The 16,365-nt window shown below is 72.1% G+C and carries 14 protein-coding genes; 11 read left to right on the plus strand and 3 right to left on the minus strand.

Translation table 11 applies throughout. The features are described from left to right. Positions 1–571 precede the first annotated feature (571 nt). The 8 genes from CG740_RS27680 (at position 572) to CG740_RS27715 (ending at position 11,991) form a co-directional block, all read left to right on the plus strand. Positions 572–2,017, plus strand: coding sequence for an aldehyde dehydrogenase family protein (locus CG740_RS27680; RefSeq protein WP_100577994.1), 1,446 nt, complete (start codon positions 572–574; stop codon positions 2,015–2,017). Positions 2,018–2,200: 183 nt separating this feature from the next. Continuing rightward, positions 2,201–4,126 (plus strand): acyl-CoA dehydrogenase family protein, encoded by a 1,926-nt coding sequence (locus tag CG740_RS27685; protein WP_100577995.1) that lies wholly within the window; start codon positions 2,201–2,203, stop codon positions 4,124–4,126. A gap of 297 nt (positions 4,127–4,423) precedes the next feature. Then, positions 4,424–5,674 carry a 1-deoxy-D-xylulose-5-phosphate reductoisomerase gene (gene dxr / locus CG740_RS27690; RefSeq protein WP_100577996.1) on the plus strand — a complete coding sequence of 417 codons (1,251 nt, stop codon included), beginning with the start codon at positions 4,424–4,426 and terminating at the stop codon, positions 5,672–5,674. Further along, positions 5,671–6,972 (plus strand): M50 family metallopeptidase, encoded by a 1,302-nt coding sequence (locus CG740_RS27695; RefSeq protein ID WP_100577997.1) that lies wholly within the window; start codon positions 5,671–5,673, stop codon positions 6,970–6,972. The genes dxr and CG740_RS27695 overlap by 4 nt, the downstream gene beginning before the upstream one ends. 233 nt (positions 6,973–7,205) lie before the next feature. Next, positions 7,206–8,363, plus strand: a complete 1,158-nt coding sequence (gene ispG, locus CG740_RS27700) for a flavodoxin-dependent (E)-4-hydroxy-3-methylbut-2-enyl-diphosphate synthase (RefSeq protein WP_100577998.1) — start codon at positions 7,206–7,208, stop codon at positions 8,361–8,363. A gap of 438 nt (positions 8,364–8,801) precedes the next feature. Then, positions 8,802–9,644 carry a GNAT family N-acetyltransferase gene (locus CG740_RS27705; protein ID WP_199846598.1) on the plus strand — a complete coding sequence of 281 codons (843 nt, stop codon included), beginning with the start codon at positions 8,802–8,804 and terminating at the stop codon, positions 9,642–9,644. Positions 9,645–9,659: 15 nt separating this feature from the next. Next, positions 9,660–10,217, plus strand: a complete 558-nt coding sequence (locus CG740_RS27710; protein WP_100577999.1) for a GNAT family N-acetyltransferase — start codon at positions 9,660–9,662, stop codon at positions 10,215–10,217. A gap of 73 nt (positions 10,218–10,290) precedes the next feature. Continuing rightward, positions 10,291–11,991, plus strand: a complete 1,701-nt coding sequence (locus tag CG740_RS27715; protein ID WP_100578000.1) for a proline--tRNA ligase — start codon at positions 10,291–10,293, stop codon at positions 11,989–11,991. 223 nt (positions 11,992–12,214) lie between these two features. Here the strand turns inward: CG740_RS27715 and CG740_RS27720 are convergent, their stop codons facing one another. The 3 genes from CG740_RS27720 to CG740_RS27730 are packed head-to-tail and all read right to left on the minus strand — an operon-like array spanning position 12,215 to position 14,069. Beyond that, entirely contained in the window at positions 12,215–13,114 is a 900-nt protein-coding gene (locus CG740_RS27720; protein ID WP_100578001.1) for an aminoglycoside phosphotransferase family protein, read from the minus strand. A 38-nt stretch (positions 13,115–13,152) separates the two neighbouring features. Further along, entirely contained in the window at positions 13,153–13,599 is a 447-nt protein-coding gene (locus tag CG740_RS27725) for a ferritin-like domain-containing protein (protein ID WP_100578002.1), read from the minus strand. Continuing rightward, positions 13,599–14,069, minus strand: coding sequence for a hypothetical protein (locus CG740_RS27730; RefSeq protein WP_234376515.1), 471 nt, complete (start codon positions 14,067–14,069; stop codon positions 13,599–13,601). The genes CG740_RS27725 and CG740_RS27730 overlap by 1 nt, the downstream gene beginning before the upstream one ends. Positions 14,070–14,304: 235 nt before the next feature. Here CG740_RS27730 and rimP point away from each other — a divergent pair, with 235 nt between their 5' ends. The 3 genes from rimP to CG740_RS27745 all read left to right on the plus strand — a co-directional run bounded on the left by rimP (position 14,305) and on the right by CG740_RS27745 (position 16,241). Continuing rightward, entirely contained in the window at positions 14,305–14,853 is a 549-nt protein-coding gene (gene rimP, locus CG740_RS27735; protein WP_100578004.1) for a ribosome maturation factor RimP, read from the plus strand. 2 nt (positions 14,854–14,855) lie between these two features. After that, positions 14,856–15,845, plus strand: a complete 990-nt coding sequence (nusA, locus tag CG740_RS27740; protein WP_100578005.1) for a transcription termination factor NusA — start codon at positions 14,856–14,858, stop codon at positions 15,843–15,845. 117 nt (positions 15,846–15,962) lie between these two features. Next, positions 15,963–16,241, plus strand: coding sequence for a YlxR family protein (locus CG740_RS27745; RefSeq protein WP_100578006.1), 279 nt, complete (start codon positions 15,963–15,965; stop codon positions 16,239–16,241). The last annotated feature ends 124 nt before the right edge of the window (positions 16,242–16,365 follow it).

Raw genomic sequence — 16,365 nt, forward strand, 5'->3', positions numbered from 1 at the left:
CCCTCTCCCTGGGGCTCCGCCCCAGACCCCGGGGGTTCGCCCCTCCCCGCCCCTTCCCGAAACCCTCCGGGGGTGGAGTGGGGGGTGGGTGGGCTTTCGGGGGCTGCGCCCCGGGCCCCCTGGTGTGGTTCGGCTGCGGACCGTGCGTGGCTGGTCGCGCAGTTCCCCGCGCCCCTGTAGGGGGCCCGGGGTCTCTCCGGTTGCGCCCACTGCGGCGGAGCCGCGCAAGTGTCGCAGTGCCGCGCCCCGGTAGGTGGCCCCGAATGTCTCGGTGCCGGCCAGCACCAGAGCATTTCAGCCCGTCATGGGGGTCCCCCCTGGCCCTTGAGGCCTTGGGGGAGATTGAGGACGAGCGCCGTTCAGGCGCGAACGGGGTCTGGGGCGGAGCCCCAGGGTCACTTCAACGCCCGGAGGGTTGGGGGAAGGGGCGGGGAGGGGAAAGGCCCTCGGGGTTCCGGGCGGAGCCCCAGGGGTTCCGCCCTCGCGGAGGCGACAAAGCGGCGTACGGAGTGGGCGGACCACTCCACCCCGGACAAACACACACCCCCGCCCCGCGCCCTACCGTGAGGGCATGACTTCTACCCACGCCTTCTGGCTCGCCGGCCGCGAGGCCACCGGCGACGACAGCTTCGATGTCACCTCGCCCTGGGACGGCCGGCACGTCGCCTCGGTCAGCGTCCCCACCGACGCCCAGGTCGAGGAGGCCGTGGCCGCAGCGCACGCCGTCGTGGAGGAGTTCGCGGCGACCCCGGCGCACGTCCGCGCCGCCGCCCTGGACCACGTCTCCAAGCGCCTCACCGAGCGGACCGAGGAGATCGCCCAGCTGATCTCCGCCGAGAACGGCAAGCCGATCAAGTGGGCCCGCGGCGAGGTCGGCCGCGCGGTGTCCGTGTTCCGCTTCGCCGCGGAGGAGGCCCGCCGCTTCAACGGCGGCGAGGCCCAGCGCCTGGACACCGACGGCGGCGGCGTGGGCCGCCTCGCCCTGACCCGCCGCTTCCCCAAGGGCGTCGTCCTCGGCATCGCGCCGTTCAACTTCCCGCTCAACCTGTGCGCCCACAAGGTCGCCCCGGCCATCGCCGTCGGCGCCCCGATCGTCCTGAAGCCGGCCCCCGCGACCCCGCTCTCGGGCCTCGTCCTCGGCGAGCTGCTCGCCGAGACCGAGCTGCCCGCCGGCTCGTGGAGCATCCTGCCGGTCGCCAACGACAAGATGCCGGCCCTGGTGCAGGACGACCGCCTCCCGGTCATCTCCTTCACCGGCTCCGACAAGGTCGGCTACGCGATCATGGACTCGGTGCCGCGCAAGCACTGCACCCTGGAGCTCGGCGGCAACGGCGCGGCCGTCGTACTCGCCGACTGGGCCTCCGAGGAGGACCTGGACTGGGCGGCGACCCGCATCGCCACCTTCTCCAACTACCAGGGCGGCCAGTCCTGCATCTCCGTACAGCGCGTGATCGCGGACGCCGCCGTGTACGACCGGCTGCTCCCGAAGATCGTCGCGGCCGTCGAGGCGCAGGTCACCGGTGACCCCTCCGACTCCGCCACCGACGTCGGCCCGCTGGTCAGCGAGGACGCCGCCCGGCGCGTCGAGTCCTGGGTCGACGAGGCCGTCGCGGCCGGCGCCACGCTGCTCGCCGGCGGCAAGCGCGACGGCGCCTCCTACGCGCCGACCGTGCTCACCGAGGTCCCGGCCGGTACCACCCTCGCCTGCGAGGAGGTCTTCGGACCGGTCCTCACCGTGCAGAAGGTGGACGGCGAGGCCGAGGCGTTCGCCGCGGTCAACTCCTCCAAGTACGGCCTCCAGGCAGGGGTGTTCACGCACGACGTGCAGACCGCCTTCCGCGCCCACCGGGCCCTGGAGGTCGGCGGCGTGATCGTCGGCGACGTGCCGTCCTACCGCGCCGACCAGATGCCGTACGGCGGCGCCAAGGCCTCCGGCGTCGGCCGCGAGGGCGTCCGCTACGCGATGGACGACTACACCTACGAGCGCGTCCTCGTCCTGACGGGCCTCGCCCTGTAGGACCCCGCGCCACGAGACCGGCGGCCGGAACCCACTGTGCGGGGGTTCCGGCCGCCGTCGTACGTCCGGGCGGGCGCGAGGGGTGGTCCAAGTGCCGGGAATGGGGTACATACGGTCGAGTAGCACCACCCGGTAACGGGCAGCCGCCCGCACCCGTCAGCCCGCGGCGAGGAGAACCCCTCAATGACCGCACCACAGCACACGCCCAAGGTCTCCGAGCGCGAGGCGCGCCAGGTCGCCGAGGCCGCCCGCGAACAGGACTGGCGCAAGCCCAGCTTCGCGAAGGAACTCTTCCTCGGCCGGCTGCGCCTCGACCTGATCCACCCCCACCCCCAGCCCGCCCCGAAGGACGTGGAGCGCGGCGAGGCCTTCCTCGCCAAGATGCGCGACTTCTGCGAGACCCGGGTCGACGGCCGCCTCATCGAGCGCCAGTCGCAGATCCCCGACGAGGTCGTGAACGGGCTCAAGGAGCTCGGCGCCTTCGGGATGAAGATCGACACGAAGTACGGCGGCCAGGGGCTGACCCAGGTCTACTACAACAAGGCGCTCACCCTTGCCGGTTCGGCCAGCCCCGCGATCGGCGCGCTGCTCTCCGCGCACCAGTCGATCGGCGTGCCCCAGCCGCTCAAGCTGTTCGGCACCCAGGAGCAGAAGGACGCCTTCCTGCCCCGCTGCGCCCGTACCGACATCTCCGCGTTCCTGCTCACCGAGCCCGACGTGGGCTCCGACCCGGCCCGGCTCGCCACCGCCGCGGTGCCGGACGGCGAGGACACATACGTCCTGGACGGCGTGAAGCTGTGGACCACCAACGGGGTCGTCGCCGACCTCCTTGTCGTGATGGCCCGGGTGCCGAAGTCCGAGGGCCACAAGGGCGGCATCACCGCCTTCGTCGTCGAGGCGGACTCGCCGGGCGTCACGGTCGAGAACCGCAACGCCTTCATGGGGCTGCGCGGCATCGAGAACGGCGTCACCCGCTTCCACCAGGTCCGCGTCCCGGCCGCCAACCGGATCGGGCCCGAGGGCTCCGGCCTCAAGATCGCCCTGACCACGCTCAACACCGGCCGGCTCTCGCTGCCCGCGATGTGCGTGGGCGGCGGCAAGTGGGCTCTGAAGATCGCCCGTGAATGGGCGGGGGTGCGTGAGCAGTGGGGGCGTCCGGTCGCCCGGCACGAGGCGGTCGGCGCCAAGATCTCCTTCATCGCCGCGACCACGTTCGCCCTCGAAGCCATGACGGACCTCTCGGCGCAGATGGCCGACGAGAACCGCAACGACATCCGCATCGAGGCCGCCCTCGCCAAACTGTACGGGTCCGAGATGGGCTGGCTGATGACGGACGAGCTGGTCCAGATCCGCGGCGGCCGCGGCTTCGAGACCGCGGACTCGCTCGCGGCCCGCGGCGAACGGGCCGTGCCCGCCGAGCAGATGCTCCGGGACATGCGGATCAACCGGATCTTCGAGGGCTCGACGGAGATCATGCACCTGCTGATCGCCCGCGAGGCGGTCGACGCCCACCTGTCCGTGGCGGGCGACCTCATCGACCCCGACAAGACCCTCCAGGACAAGGCGAAGGCGGGCGTGGGCGCGGCCGGGTTCTACGCCAAGTGGCTGCCCAAGCTGGTCGCCGGGCCGGGTCAACTCCCCAGCGCCTACAGCGAGTTCGGGCCGCTGGCCCAGCACCTGCGGTACGCCGAGCGGGCCGCGCGCAAGCTCGCCCGCTCCACGTTCTACGCGATGTCGCGCTGGCAGGGCCGGATGGAGACCAAGCAGGGCTTCCTCGGCCGGATCGTCGACATCGGGGCCGAACTGTTCGCGATGAGCGCGGCCTGCGTACGGGCCGAGCACCTGCGCGCCACCGGCGAGAACGGCCGCGAGGCGGTCCAGCTGGCCGACACCTTCTGCCGCCAGTCGCGCATCCGGGTGGAGGAACTCTTCACGCGGCTGTGGAGCAACACCGACGACCTCGACCGCAAGGTCGTCGACGAGGTGCTCGCCGGTGCGTACACCTGGCTGGAGGAGGGCGTCGTCGACCCGTCCGACGACGGCGCCTGGATCGCGGACGCGACCCCGGGCCCGGCCAAGCGCGACAACGTCCACCGCCCCATCCGCTGACCCGGCCCCCGCCCCGTCCGCCGACCAGGCCCCGGCGACCCGGAGCGACAGGTTCCGCTCCGGCGCCGGGACCCGGGGCGCCGTCCCGCGAGCGGGGTACGGGACGGCGCCCGCGTCCGCCTTCCGACACCGCCGGCGTCCGCCTTCCGGCACCGCCCGCGGTCGCCTTCCGGTACCGCCGGCGTCCGCCTTCCGGCACCGCCCGCGGTCGCCTTCCGGTACCGCCCGCGCACTCATCCCGGGCTTATTGTCAGGAGCGCTGTTCGGGCGCACAGCGGATGCGGCAACAATGGGGGCATGAGCGACAGCCCAGCCCCCCTCGCCGACCCCCACATCACCTTCGACCCGGTCGAAGGCCGACGCGATGTGGTGGTCCTCGGATCCACCGGGTCCATCGGTACCCAGGCCATCGACCTGGTCCTGCGCAACCCCGACCGCTTCCGCGTCACCGCGCTCTCCGCGGCCGGCGGCCGGGTCGAGCTGCTCGCCGAGCAGGCCCGGCGACTGCGGGTGCGCACCGTCGCGGTGGCCCGCGAGGACACCGTGCCCGCGCTGCGCGCGGCGCTCGCGGCGCAGTACGCGGGCGAGCCGCTCCCCGAGATCCTGGCCGGCCCCGACGCGGCGACCGAGCTCGCGGCGTCCCCCTGCCACACCGTCCTGAACGGGATCACCGGGTCGATCGGCCTCGCCCCGACGCTGGCCGCGCTCACGGCCGGCCGCACGCTCGCGCTCGCCAACAAGGAGTCGCTGATCGTCGGCGGCCCGCTGGTGAAGGCGATCGCCGCGCCCGGCCAGATCATCCCGGTCGACTCCGAGCACGCCGCCCTCTTCCAGGCGCTGGCCGCCGGAAAGCGCGCCGATGTGCGCAAGCTCGTCGTCACCGCCTCGGGCGGCCCGTTCCGCGGGCGTACCAGGAGCCAACTCGCCGATGTCACTCCCGCCGACGCGCTCGCCCACCCCACCTGGGCGATGGGCCCGGTGATCACCGTCAACTCGGCGACCCTGGTCAACAAGGGCCTGGAGGTGATCGAGGCCCACCTGCTCTACGACATCCCCTTCGAGCGCATCGAGGTCGTCGTACACCCCCAGTCCTATGTGCACTCCATGGTCGAGTTCACCGACGGCTCCACGCTGGCCCAGGCCACCCCGCCCGACATGCGCGGGCCGATCGCCCTCGGGCTCGGCTGGCCCGAGCGGGTGCCGGACGCGGCCCCCGCCTTCGACTGGACCAAGGCCTCGACCTGGGAGTTCTACCCGCTCGACAACGAGGCCTTCCCCTCGGTGGGACTCGCCCGGCACGTCGGGGAGCTGGGCGGGACGGCTCCGGCGGTGTTCAATGCCGCGAACGAGGAGTGCGTGGACGCGTTCCTGGCCGGGCGGCTCCCCTTCAGCGGGATCATGGAGACGGTGACGGAGGTCGTCACCGAACACGGGACGCCGGCCGCGGGAACTTCCCTCACGGTCTCGGACGTCCTGGAAGCGGAGACCTGGGCACGCGCCCGGGCCCGGGAACTCGCGGTGAAGGCGACAGCGGAGGCACACGCATGACGATCCTGTTGACGGTCCTCGGCATAGTGCTCTTCGCCGTGGGGCTGCTCATCTCCATCGCGTGGCACGAGCTGGGCCACCTCTCCACGGCCAAGCTCTTCGGCATCCGCGTGCCGCAGTACATGGTCGGCTTCGGCCCGACCATCTGGTCGCGCAAGAAGGGCGACACCGAGTACGGCATCAAGGCGGTGCCGGCCGGCGGCTACATCCGCATGATCGGCATGTTCCCGCCCGGCGCCGACGGCCGCATCGAGGCCCGCTCGACCTCGCCGTTCCGCGGCATGATCGAGGACGCGCGGGCGGCCGCCTTCGAGGAGCTCCAGCCCGGCGACGAGGACCGGCTCTTCTACACGCGCAAGCCGTGGAAGCGCGTCATCGTCATGTTCGCCGGCCCGTTCATGAACCTGATCCTCGCGGTCGCGATCTTCCTCAGCGTGCTGATGGGCTTCGGCATGGCGACCCAGACCACCCAGGTCGCCGGCGTGCAGAAGTGCGTGATCGCGCAGAGCGAGAAGCGCCAGACCTGCCAGCCCGGTGACGCGGTGTCGCCCGCCGAGGCGGCCGGCCTGAAGAACGGCGACACCATCGTCGCCTTCAACGGCAAGCCCGTGAAGGACTGGTCAGACCTCTCCGACCGCATCCGCCAGACCATCGGCCCGGCCACGATCACCGTGGAGCGCGCGGGCCAGCAGGTCACCCTGCACCCCACGCTCGCCAAGAACATGGTGGCGAAGAAGGACGGGAACGGCGACGTCGTACCGGACCAGTACGTGCCGGCCGGCTACCTCGGCTTCGCGCCCAAGTCCGAGATCAAGCCGCTCACCTTCGGCCAGTCCGTGGACCGCATGGGCGAGATGGTGCAGAACGGCGTCCACTCGATCGTCGCCCTGCCCGGCAAGATCCCGGACCTGTGGAACGCGGCCTTCGACGGCGGCGAGCGCAAGGCCGACTCCCCGGTCGGCGTGGTCGGCGCGGCCCGTCTCAGCGGCGAGGTGCTCAACCTGGACGCCCCGACGCCGAACATCATCGCGACGTTCCTGTTCCTGCTCGCGGGCTTCAACCTCTCGCTGTTCCTGTTCAACATGCTGCCGCTGCTCCCGCTGGACGGCGGCCACATCGCGGGCGCCCTGTGGGAGTCGCTGCGCCGCAACGTCGCCCGCGTCTTCAAGCGCGCCGACCCGGGCCCGTTCGACGTGGCGAAGCTGATGCCGGTCGCGTACGTGGTGGCCGGGATCTTCATCTGCTTCACGCTGCTCGTCCTCGTGGCGGACGTGGTGAACCCGGTGAAGATCACCTGACGGCGGCGGGGGAGATCCCTGTCGTGCGCGTCCGCCGTATACGTCCGCCGTACGGTGCCGGACGCGTACGGCGCGTGAACCGGGGCGGCCCCGGGCGCATGGAGCGCCCGGAGCCGCCCCTTCGCGTGAACTCGGGGGCAGGGTGTGCCCGGGGGCCCGTGGGTGACGTAACCTCGAAGGCTGGAGCCCGCCGATCTCGGGACCTTGATCCACACCTTGGGGTTGCACAGCAGATGACTGCGATTTCACTGGGAATGCCGTCCGTACCGACCAAGCTGGCCGAGCGTCGCAAGAGCCGTCAGATCCAGGTCGGTTCCGTGGCGGTCGGCGGGGACGCACCCGTCTCGGTGCAGTCCATGACCACGACGAGGACGTCGGACATCGGTGCGACGTTGCAGCAGATCGCCGAGTTGACGGCGTCGGGCTGCCAGATCGTCCGCGTCGCCTGCCCGACGCAGGACGACGCGGACGCGCTGGCCACGATCGCGCGGAAGTCGCAGATCCCGGTGATCGCGGACATCCACTTCCAGCCGAAGTACGTGTTCGCGGCGATCGACGCGGGATGTGCCGCGGTGCGCGTGAACCCGGGCAACATCAAGCAGTTCGACGACAAGGTCAAGGAGATCGCGCTGGCGGCGAAGGACGCCGGCACGCCGATCCGGATCGGCGTCAACGCGGGCTCGCTGGACGCGCGGCTGCTGAAGAAGTACGGCAAGGCGACGCCGGAGGCGCTCGTCGAGTCCGCGCTGTGGGAGGCCTCCCTCTTCGAGGAGCACGGCTTCCGTGACATCAAGATCTCGGTCAAGCACAACGACCCGGTCGTGATGGTGAACGCCTACCGGCAGCTGGCCGCGCAGAGCGACTACCCGCTGCACCTGGGTGTGACCGAGGCGGGCCCGGCGTTCCAGGGCACGATCAAGTCGGCCGTCGCGTTCGGCGCGCTGCTCGCGGAGGGCATCGGCGACACGATCCGCGTCTCGCTCTCGGCCCCGCCGGCCGAGGAGATCAAGGTCGGCATCCAGATCCTGGAGGCCCTGAACCTGCGCCAGCGCCGCCTTGAGATCGTGTCCTGCCCCTCCTGCGGGCGGGCCCAGGTGGACGTCTACAAGCTGGCCGAAGAGGTCACGGCGGGCCTTGAGGGCATGGAGGTTCCGCTGCGGGTCGCGGTCATGGGCTGTGTCGTGAACGGGCCCGGCGAGGCGCGTGAGGCGGACCTGGGTGTCGCCTCCGGCAACGGCAAGGGGCAGATCTTCGTCAAGGGCGAGGTCATCAAGACGGTGCCGGAGTCGAAGATCGTGGAGACGCTGATCGACGAGGCGATGAAGATCGCGGAGCAGATGGAGCGGGACGGGGTCGCCTCGGGCGAGCCCCAGATCTCGGTGGCCGGCTGATCCGTCCCGTCCGGGGCTCCGGGGCTGCCCGAGGTGCGCCGGGGCCCTGCCCCGGGCCCCGGGTCTGGCCCCTCCCCACCCCTTCCCGCAACCCTCCGGGGGTGGGATGGGCGGGCTTCCGGGGGCTGCGCCCCCGGGCCCCTCGGGTTCGGCTGCGGACCGTGCGGGGCTGGTCGCGCAGTTCCCCGCGCCCCTAAAGACTTCGGCGCTGGCCCGCACCGGGCATTTCAGCTCGTCCAGCTGATCGGTGCGGGCCAGCGCAGGCATCTTCAGCCCGTCATGGGGGTCCCCCCTGGCCCTTAAGGCCTTGGGGGAGTTTGAGGACGAGCGCCCTTCAGGCGCGAACGGGGTCTGGGGCGGAGCCCCAGGAAAGCGGGGGGCCCGGGGCGGCGGGTACAGTGCGGAGATCAGCAGCCCGTCCCGTGAGGCCCCCTCGTGTTGATGCAGACCACCACCCGGGTCCTCGAACCCGGCGACCTCGGCGCGGCGCTCGCCATCCTGGAGAGCGACCCGGTCGCCAACGCGTTCGTGACGTCCCGCGTACAGATCGCCGGCCTCGACCCCTGGCGCCTCGGCGGCGAGATGTGGGGCTGGTACGCGGACGGCCGGCTCCGCTCCCTGTGCTACTCCGGCGCCAACCTCGTACCGATCTGCGCCACCCCCGAGGCGGTACGTTCCTTCGCCGACCGCGCCCGCCGCACCGGCCGCCGCTGCTCGTCCATCGTCGGCCCCGCCGAGCCCACCGCCCGGCTGTGGCAGCTGCTCGAACCGCACTGGGGCCCGGCCCGCGACGTACGCCCGAACCAGCCCCTGATGGTCGCCGAGCGGATGCCCGACGACATCACCCCCGACCCGTACGTCCGCCGCATCCGCAAGGACGAGATGGAGGTGATCATGCCGGCCTGCGTCGCCATGTTCACCGAGGAGGTCGGTGTCTCCCCGATGGCCGGTGACGGCGGCCTGCTCTACCAGGCCCGGGTGGCCGAACTCGTCGGTTCCGGGCGGTCGTTCGCCCGCATCGAGGACGGCAGGGTCGTCTTCAAGGCCGAGATCGGCGCCGCCACCAACCAGGCCTGCCAGATCCAGGGCGTCTGGGTCGCCCCCGAGCACCGGGGCAAGGGCCTGTCCGCCACCGGCATGGCGGCCGTCCTGCGATACGCCCTCGCGGATGTCGCCCCGGTCGTGAGCCTGTACGTGAACGACTTCAACACCCCCGCTCGCGCCTGCTACCGACGGGTCGGTTTCCGTGAGACCGGAGCATTCATGAGCGTGCTGTTCTGAGGTTAGGGTGCGCCCATGGCTCCTGACTCTGAGGTACTGGTCGGCCCGCTCGACCTCGCGGCCCGCGTGGACGAGGCGCTCGCCGTGCAGGCGGTCGCCTTCGGACTGGGCGCCGAAGAGGTGGGGGTCCGCCGCCACATCGTCCTTCGCCACCTCACCTACCCCGGCGCCCGGGCGCTCGGAGCCACCACCCCCGACGGGCGGCTGGCGGGCTTCGTCTACGGGATGCCCAACGACCGGGCGCACTGGTGGTCCACCGTCGTCGAGCCGTATCTGCGCAACAGGAACACCGAGCACTGGCTGGACGACTCCTTCGTGATCACCGAGCTGCACGTCCACCCCGCCTTCCAGGGCCGGGGCCTTGGCCGGGCGCTCATCACCACCATCACCGACACCGCCACCGAACCCCGCTCGATCCTCTCCGCGATCGACACCGAGAGCCCGGCCCGTGCCCTCTACCGCTCCCTCGGCTACGCGGACCTGGCCGGCCAGGTCCAATTCCCGAGCGCGGCACGGCCGTACGTCGTGATGGGCGCCCCCCTCCCGCTGCTGCGGAGCGGGCCCCCTCGGTAAACGGATTTCCGCGCACTCGGGCCGCCCGGCTAACCTCCAGGCATCACCCCGTGCACGTACAGGAGAGAAATCCATGGCAGCCGCCCAGGTTCAGCGCATGTCCCGTCTGATGGCCAAGACATTGCGCGACGACCCGGCGGACGCCGAGACGCTCAGCCACAAGCTCCTGGTGCGCGCCGGTTACGTACGCCGCAATGCCGCCGGCATCTGGACCTGGCTGCCGCTCGGCAAGAAGGTCCTGGACAACATCTCCACCGTCGTGCGCGAGGAGATGGACGCCATCGGCGCCCAGGAGGTCCTGCTCCCGGCGCTGCTGCCCAAGGAGGCGTACGAGGCGAGCGGCCGCTGGGACGAGTACGGCGACCTGCTGTTCCGGCTCAAGGACCGCAAGGGCGGCGAGTACCTGCTCGGCCCGACGCACGAAGAGATCTTCACGCAGACGGTCAAGGACCAGTGCACGTCCTACAAGGACCTGCCGGTGATGCTCTACCAGATCCAGACCAAGTACCGCGACGAGGCCCGTCCGCGCTCCGGTGTGCTGCGCGGCCGCGAGTTCCAGATGAAGGACTCGTACTCCTTCGACACCACCGACGAGGGCCTCGCCGAGTCGTACGCGCTGCACCGCGCCGCCTACCAGAAGATCTTCGCGCGCCTGGGCCTGGACTACCGCATCGTGTCCGCCGTCTCCGGCGCCATGGGCGGCTCCGCCTCCGAGGAGTTCCTGGCCCCGGCCGCGGCCGGTGAGGACACCTTCGTGGACTGCCCGGCCTGCGACTACGCGGCCAACACCGAGGCCGTCACCTTCGTGGCCGCACCCGTCGACGGCTCCGCGCACGGGCCCGTCGAGGAGATCGACACCCCCGACACCCCCACCATCGAGACCCTGGCCGCCCACCTCGGCGTCCCGGCCTCGGCCACCCTGAAGAACCTCCTGGTCAAGGTCGACGGCGAGATCGTCGCGGTCGGCGTCCCCGGCGACCGCGAGGTGGACCTCGGAAAGCTCGGCGAGCACCTGGCCCCCGCGGTCGTGGAGCTCGTGACCGCCGAGGACTTCGCCGACCGCCCCGACCTCGTGCGCGGCTACGTCGGACCGCAGGGCCTGGAGAAGGTCCGCTACATCGCCGACCCGCGCGTCGCCCCCGGCACCGCCTGGGTCACCGGCGCCAACAAGCCCGACACCCACGCGCGCAACGTGGTGTGCGGCCGTGACTTCGAGGTGGACGACCACCTCGACGTCGTCGTGGTCGAGGAGGGCGACCCGTGCCCGTCCTGCGGCGCCGGCCTCAAGCTGGACCGCGCGATCGAGATCGGCCACATCTTCCAGCTCGGCCGCAAGTACGCCGACACCTTCCAGCTCGACGTCCTCGGCAAGGAGGGCAAGCCGGTCCGGGTCACGATGGGCTCGTACGGCATCGGCGTCTCCCGCGCGGTGGCGGCCCTCGCCGAGCAGACCGCCGACGACAAGGGCCTGTGCTGGCCCGCCGAGATCGCCCCGGCCGATGTGCACGTCGTCGCCGCGGGCAAGGCCGTGCAGACCGAGGCGGCCCTGGAGGCGGCCGAGCAGCTGCGCGCCGCCGGGCTGCGGGTCCTGGTCGACGACCGGGCCGGTGTCTCGCCCGGCGTGAAGTTCACCGACGCCGAGCTGATCGGGGTGCCGCAGATCCTGGTCGCCGGGCGCCGGGTCGCCGAGGGCGTCTTCGAGCTGAAGGACCGGCGCAGCGGCGAGCGCGAGGAGCTGCCGCTGGCCGAGGCGATCGCCCGCCTGACGGCCTGACGGCCGCGGCTGCCCGGGTGCGCTGGGGCTCCGCCCCAGGCCCCGTTCGCGCCTTGAGGACGGACTGAAGATGCCCGCGCCCCGGGTATTTAGGGGCGCGGGGAACTGCGCGACCAGCCACGCACGGTCCTCAGCTGAGGAACCCTCCCCCGGAGGGTCTCGGGAAGGGGCGGGGCGGGGGCTCTCCCGGGGTGTGGGGCGAAGCCCCACCAGGGGGCGCGGGCTACAGCCAGCCCGCGAATTCGAGGAGGAGTTCCGCGTCGCGGTGGCGGCCCGCCGCCCCCGCCCGCAGCCCGGACTCGACCGCACGGAACAGCGTCCAGCCGTGCAGCCGCTCCGGGTCCACGTCCAGCGAGTCGGCGAGCTTCTTCACGCGGCGCCGGGCAGCCGACGCCCCGGTCGGCGCGGCGATGAGGTCCTCCACCCGGTCCCGTACCAACCGCGCCAGGTCATAGGCGCGTTCACCCACCAGCGGTTCCGGACCCACCGTCAGCCATGGCACCCGCTCGCCCGAAAGCACCTTGCTCTGCCGGAAGTTGCCGTGCAGCAGCATCAACTCGGCTGCGGAGGAGGCGAGTTCATCGCGGGCAGCCAGCGCGGCCGTCACCAGCGGCGCCAGCTCGCCGCTCCCCGCGGCCCGCATCGGCACGCTCTGGCGCCCGGTGCGCTCGGCCACCGATTCGAAACCGTGGCCGCCCGGCGGCTCGACCCACAGCCGCCGTACCGTCCCGGCCGCCTCCAGGAGCGCCTTCGCCTCGGGCAGCGAGCGCAGGGAGACCTCGGGGTGCAGCCGTTCCAGGAGCAGCGCGTCGTCCGGCGCGCCCTCCTCCATCAGCTGGGCCGCGCCCCAGCCGTTCCAGTGCGCGAGCGCCGCGCGTTCCAGGTCGGGGCGGGCGAAGGAAGGGGCGACCTTGAGGGCGGCGGGGGCGCCGTCCGGCCGGCGTACGAGGGCGACCAGGCTGGAACGTCCGCCCGGCGCCTGCACCCGGTCGACGGTGAGCCCGCGCCGGGCCGCCGACTGTTCGGCCAGCTCCGGCAGCCGGCCGAGCCAGGGCCCGGCCAGCGCATCCCCGTACGTCTCGCCGAGCGCGCGGACCAGCCGCTCAGGCGGTTCGAAAGCCATGCGTGTATTGCCCCTTGCTCAGGTCTGACCGGTGGAACTCAGGTACGGGCCGGTGGAACGGGTGCGCTCGGGCGTTCCGCGAGCCCAGGAAAGGCTACGCTGCCGCCCCGCCACCGCACGGCCCGCACCGCCGCCTCCCGCAGGGCCGCGGCCGCCTCCTGGCGCAGCGGCCCCTCGGCGGACCGGACGAGGTCGGAGTACACGCCGGCCACCCGGTCCTCCAGCTCCGCCGCCAGGCGCACCGCGGCGCCCGCGTCGGCCACCGCGAACGGCAGGGCGTAGGCCGCGGCCGCCGCCACCGGCGATCCGCCCAGGTCACGCACGGTACGGGCAAGCAGATCGCGCCGGGAGCGGTGCGCGGTGAGGGCGTCACGCGCCTCCGGGACCCGGGCCTCGGCGAGCCGTCCGCCGAGCACTCCGTATCCGTACACCGCCGCGTGTTCGGCGGCGAGCGCGGCCTGGGCCGCGTCCAGGGGCTCGGCCATCACGCGCCCCCGCCCAGGAGGTAGGCGTGCCCGGCGCCGGAGGCGGCCACCGAGGCGAGCAGGCGGGCCAGCTCCGGCGGGGCGGCGGCCACGGCCGCCAACTGGGCGTCGGAGGTGCGGCGTTCGGCGTCCGCGAGCTGCTTGACGGCGTCCTCGGCGTCGGCCGGGACGGAGGAGACCGCGGCCGACGGGGTGACCGCCGGGCTCGGGGTGGCCGCCGGGGGAGGGGCGAGCGCCCTGTCGTGCTGGACTGCCTGGTCGCGCAGCGGGGCGAGGCGGTCCCGCAGCGACGGATGCATCGCGAGCACCGCGTCGTACTGGGTGACCAGGGCCCGGCTCGCCGCCGACGTCCGCTCGCGCAGCGCCGCCTCCGCCCGCTTCGCCGCCTCGCGCGCCCCGGCCGCGGCGCCCTGCCCGCCGCCCGCGTCCGAGCAGCCGGCCAGCACTCCCGCGGCCGCCGCTCCCGTCACGGCCAGCACACGCCTTCGCGTGGTCCCCGGGTGCCCCACGTGTCACTCCCTGCGCGCCGGTCCGCCGGTGACCGAGTGATCACCGCAGGCGAGCGTACCCGCGGGGCCCGGGCCATGGACGGCAACACCCTCCCGGACCGGATACCCTTTGATCTGAACGGCGGCGGTCCACACGACGGCCGCCGTACGCGACGACGACCCCCACAACAGCAGACGCGGCCGAGGAGTCACCCGGATGAGCACCACCCAGAGCGACAGGCTGCGCGGTCTTCTTGAACCGCTCGTCAGCGCGAAGGATCTGGACCTCGAAGAGATCGAGGTGTCCCGGGCGGGCCGCCGGCGCGTGCTGCGGATCGTGGTCGACTCCGACGACGGCGTCGAGCTGGACGCCTGTGCCGAGCTGAGCCGGGCCGTCTCCGCCGCGCTCGACGAGAGCGACGCGATGGGCGAGGACGAGTACGTCCTGGAAGTGACGTCGCCGGGCGCCGAGCGCCCCCTCACCGAACCGCGCCACTACCGGCGGGCCACCGGCCGGCTCGCCCGGCTCCAGCTGCACGACGGCAGCGAAGTGGTCGCACGGATCGTCGAGGCCGACGAAGAAGGCATCGACGCCGAGATCCCGGGCGTGAAGGGGCGCAAGCCCACCGCCCGCAGGATCGCCTTCGCCGAGATCACCAAGGCGCGGGTCGAGATCGAGTTCAGCCGCAAGGACGGAAAGAACGAGATCGCACAAGACAGCAGGGACGACATCCTGAACGACATTCAGAACGAAGAGGAGGCGTAGCCGTGGACATCGACATGAGTGCCCTGCGGGGTCTGGTCCGGGAGAAGGAGATCTCCTTCGACCTGCTGGTCGAGGCGATCGAGTCGGCGCTCCTCATCGCCTACCACCGCACCGAGGGCAGCTTCCGGCGTGCGCGCGTGAAGCTGGACCGTGAGAACGGTCATGTCACGGTGTGGGCGAAGGAAGACCCGGCCGACCTCGAAGAGGGCCAGGAGGCCAAGGAGTTCGACGACACCCCGTCGGGCTTCGGCCGGATCGCGGCGAGCACCGCCAAGCAGGTCATCCTGCAGCGGCTGCGCGACGCGGAGGACGACATCACGTTCGGCGAGTTCGCCGGCCGTGAGGGCGACGTCATCACCGGCGTCGTCCAGCAGGGCAAGGACCCGAAGAACGTCCTGGTCGACATCGGCAAGATGGAGGCCATGCTGCCGGTGCAGGAGCAGGTGCCGGGCGAGGAGTACACGCACGGCCTGCGCCTTCGTACGTACGTCGTACGGGTGGCGAAGGGTGTGCGCGGGCCGTCGGTGACGCTGTCGCGCACCCACCCCAACCTGGTCAAGAAGCTGTTCGCGCTTGAGGTCCCGGAGATCGCCGACGGTTCGGTGGAGATCTCCGCGATCGCCCGCGAGGCCGGCCACCGCACGAAGATCGCGGTGCGCTCCACGCGCAGCGGCCTCAATGCCAAGGGTGCCTGCATCGGCCCGATGGGCGGCCGGGTGCGCAACGTCATGGCCGAGCTGCACGGCGAGAAGATCGACATCGTCGACTGGTCGGACGACCCGGCCCAGATGGTCGCCAACGCGCTGTCCCCGGCCCGGGTCTCCAAGGTCGAGGTTGTGGACCTCGCGGCCCGCTCCGCCCGGGTGACCGTCCCGGACTACCAGCTCTCCCTCGCCATCGGCAAGGAGGGTCAGAACGCCCGGCTCGCCGCCCGCCTCACCGGCTGGCGCATCGACATCCGCCCGGACACCGAGCAGCCCGAGCAGGACTGACGGGAATAAGAAGTGGCCCTGCCCCGGTTCCTCGGGGCAGGGTGAAGCTTTCTGGACAACAACCGTTCGATTTTTGCCCCAAAGGGGTGAGGTCGGTGCGGGGAGGTAGACTTAAACGTGTCTGGCCGGACGCACGCCCGCGCCTGCCCTGAGCGAACCTGCGTGGGATGCCGGGAGCGAGCGGCCAAGAGCGATCTGCTGCGCATCGTGGCGGTCGAGGGTGCTTGCGCCCCCGATCCTCGCGGTACGCTGCCCGGCCGGGGTGCGTATGTACACCCCGCCTCGGTCTGTCTCGACCAGGCGGTCCGCCGCCGGGCGTTCTCCAGGGCCTTCCGGGCCAAGGAAGCGCTCGACACCGCGGATGTGCGGAAGTACGTCGAGCAGGCGGCAACGTAAGAAGAAGCACGGCACGGAATCCCGTGCGGTCAGGTACCTCGCGAGTTGGAAGTAGGTCGAGATTGCGATGAGCACTCGATGAGTACGCGATGAGTACGCCCATGAAGTAGCGACGGTCCGGCGG

This window comes from Streptomyces sp. CB01201 (assembly GCF_002803085.1).
GTDB lineage: Bacteria > Actinomycetota > Actinomycetes > Streptomycetales > Streptomycetaceae > Streptomyces > Streptomyces hundungensis.

Coding starts and splice junctions, on each gene's coding strand:
- CG740_RS27680 (WP_100577994.1), top strand. CDS start 572: ATGACTTCTACCCACGCCTTCTGGCTCGCCGGCCGCGAGGCCACCGGC.
- CG740_RS27685 (WP_100577995.1), top strand. CDS start 2,201: ATGACCGCACCACAGCACACGCCCAAGGTCTCCGAGCGCGAGGCGCGC.
- dxr (WP_100577996.1), top strand. CDS start 4,424: ATGAGCGACAGCCCAGCCCCCCTCGCCGACCCCCACATCACCTTCGAC.
- CG740_RS27695 (WP_100577997.1), top strand. CDS start 5,671: ATGACGATCCTGTTGACGGTCCTCGGCATAGTGCTCTTCGCCGTGGGG.
- ispG (WP_100577998.1), top strand. CDS start 7,206: ATGACTGCGATTTCACTGGGAATGCCGTCCGTACCGACCAAGCTGGCC.
- CG740_RS27710 (WP_100577999.1), top strand. CDS start 9,660: ATGGCTCCTGACTCTGAGGTACTGGTCGGCCCGCTCGACCTCGCGGCC.
- CG740_RS27715 (WP_100578000.1), top strand. CDS start 10,291: ATGGCAGCCGCCCAGGTTCAGCGCATGTCCCGTCTGATGGCCAAGACA.
- CG740_RS27720 (WP_100578001.1), bottom strand. CDS start 13,114: ATGGCTTTCGAACCGCCTGAGCGGCTGGTCCGCGCGCTCGGCGAGACG.
- CG740_RS27725 (WP_100578002.1), bottom strand. CDS start 13,599: ATGGCCGAGCCCCTGGACGCGGCCCAGGCCGCGCTCGCCGCCGAACAC.
- rimP (WP_100578004.1), top strand. CDS start 14,305: ATGAGCACCACCCAGAGCGACAGGCTGCGCGGTCTTCTTGAACCGCTC.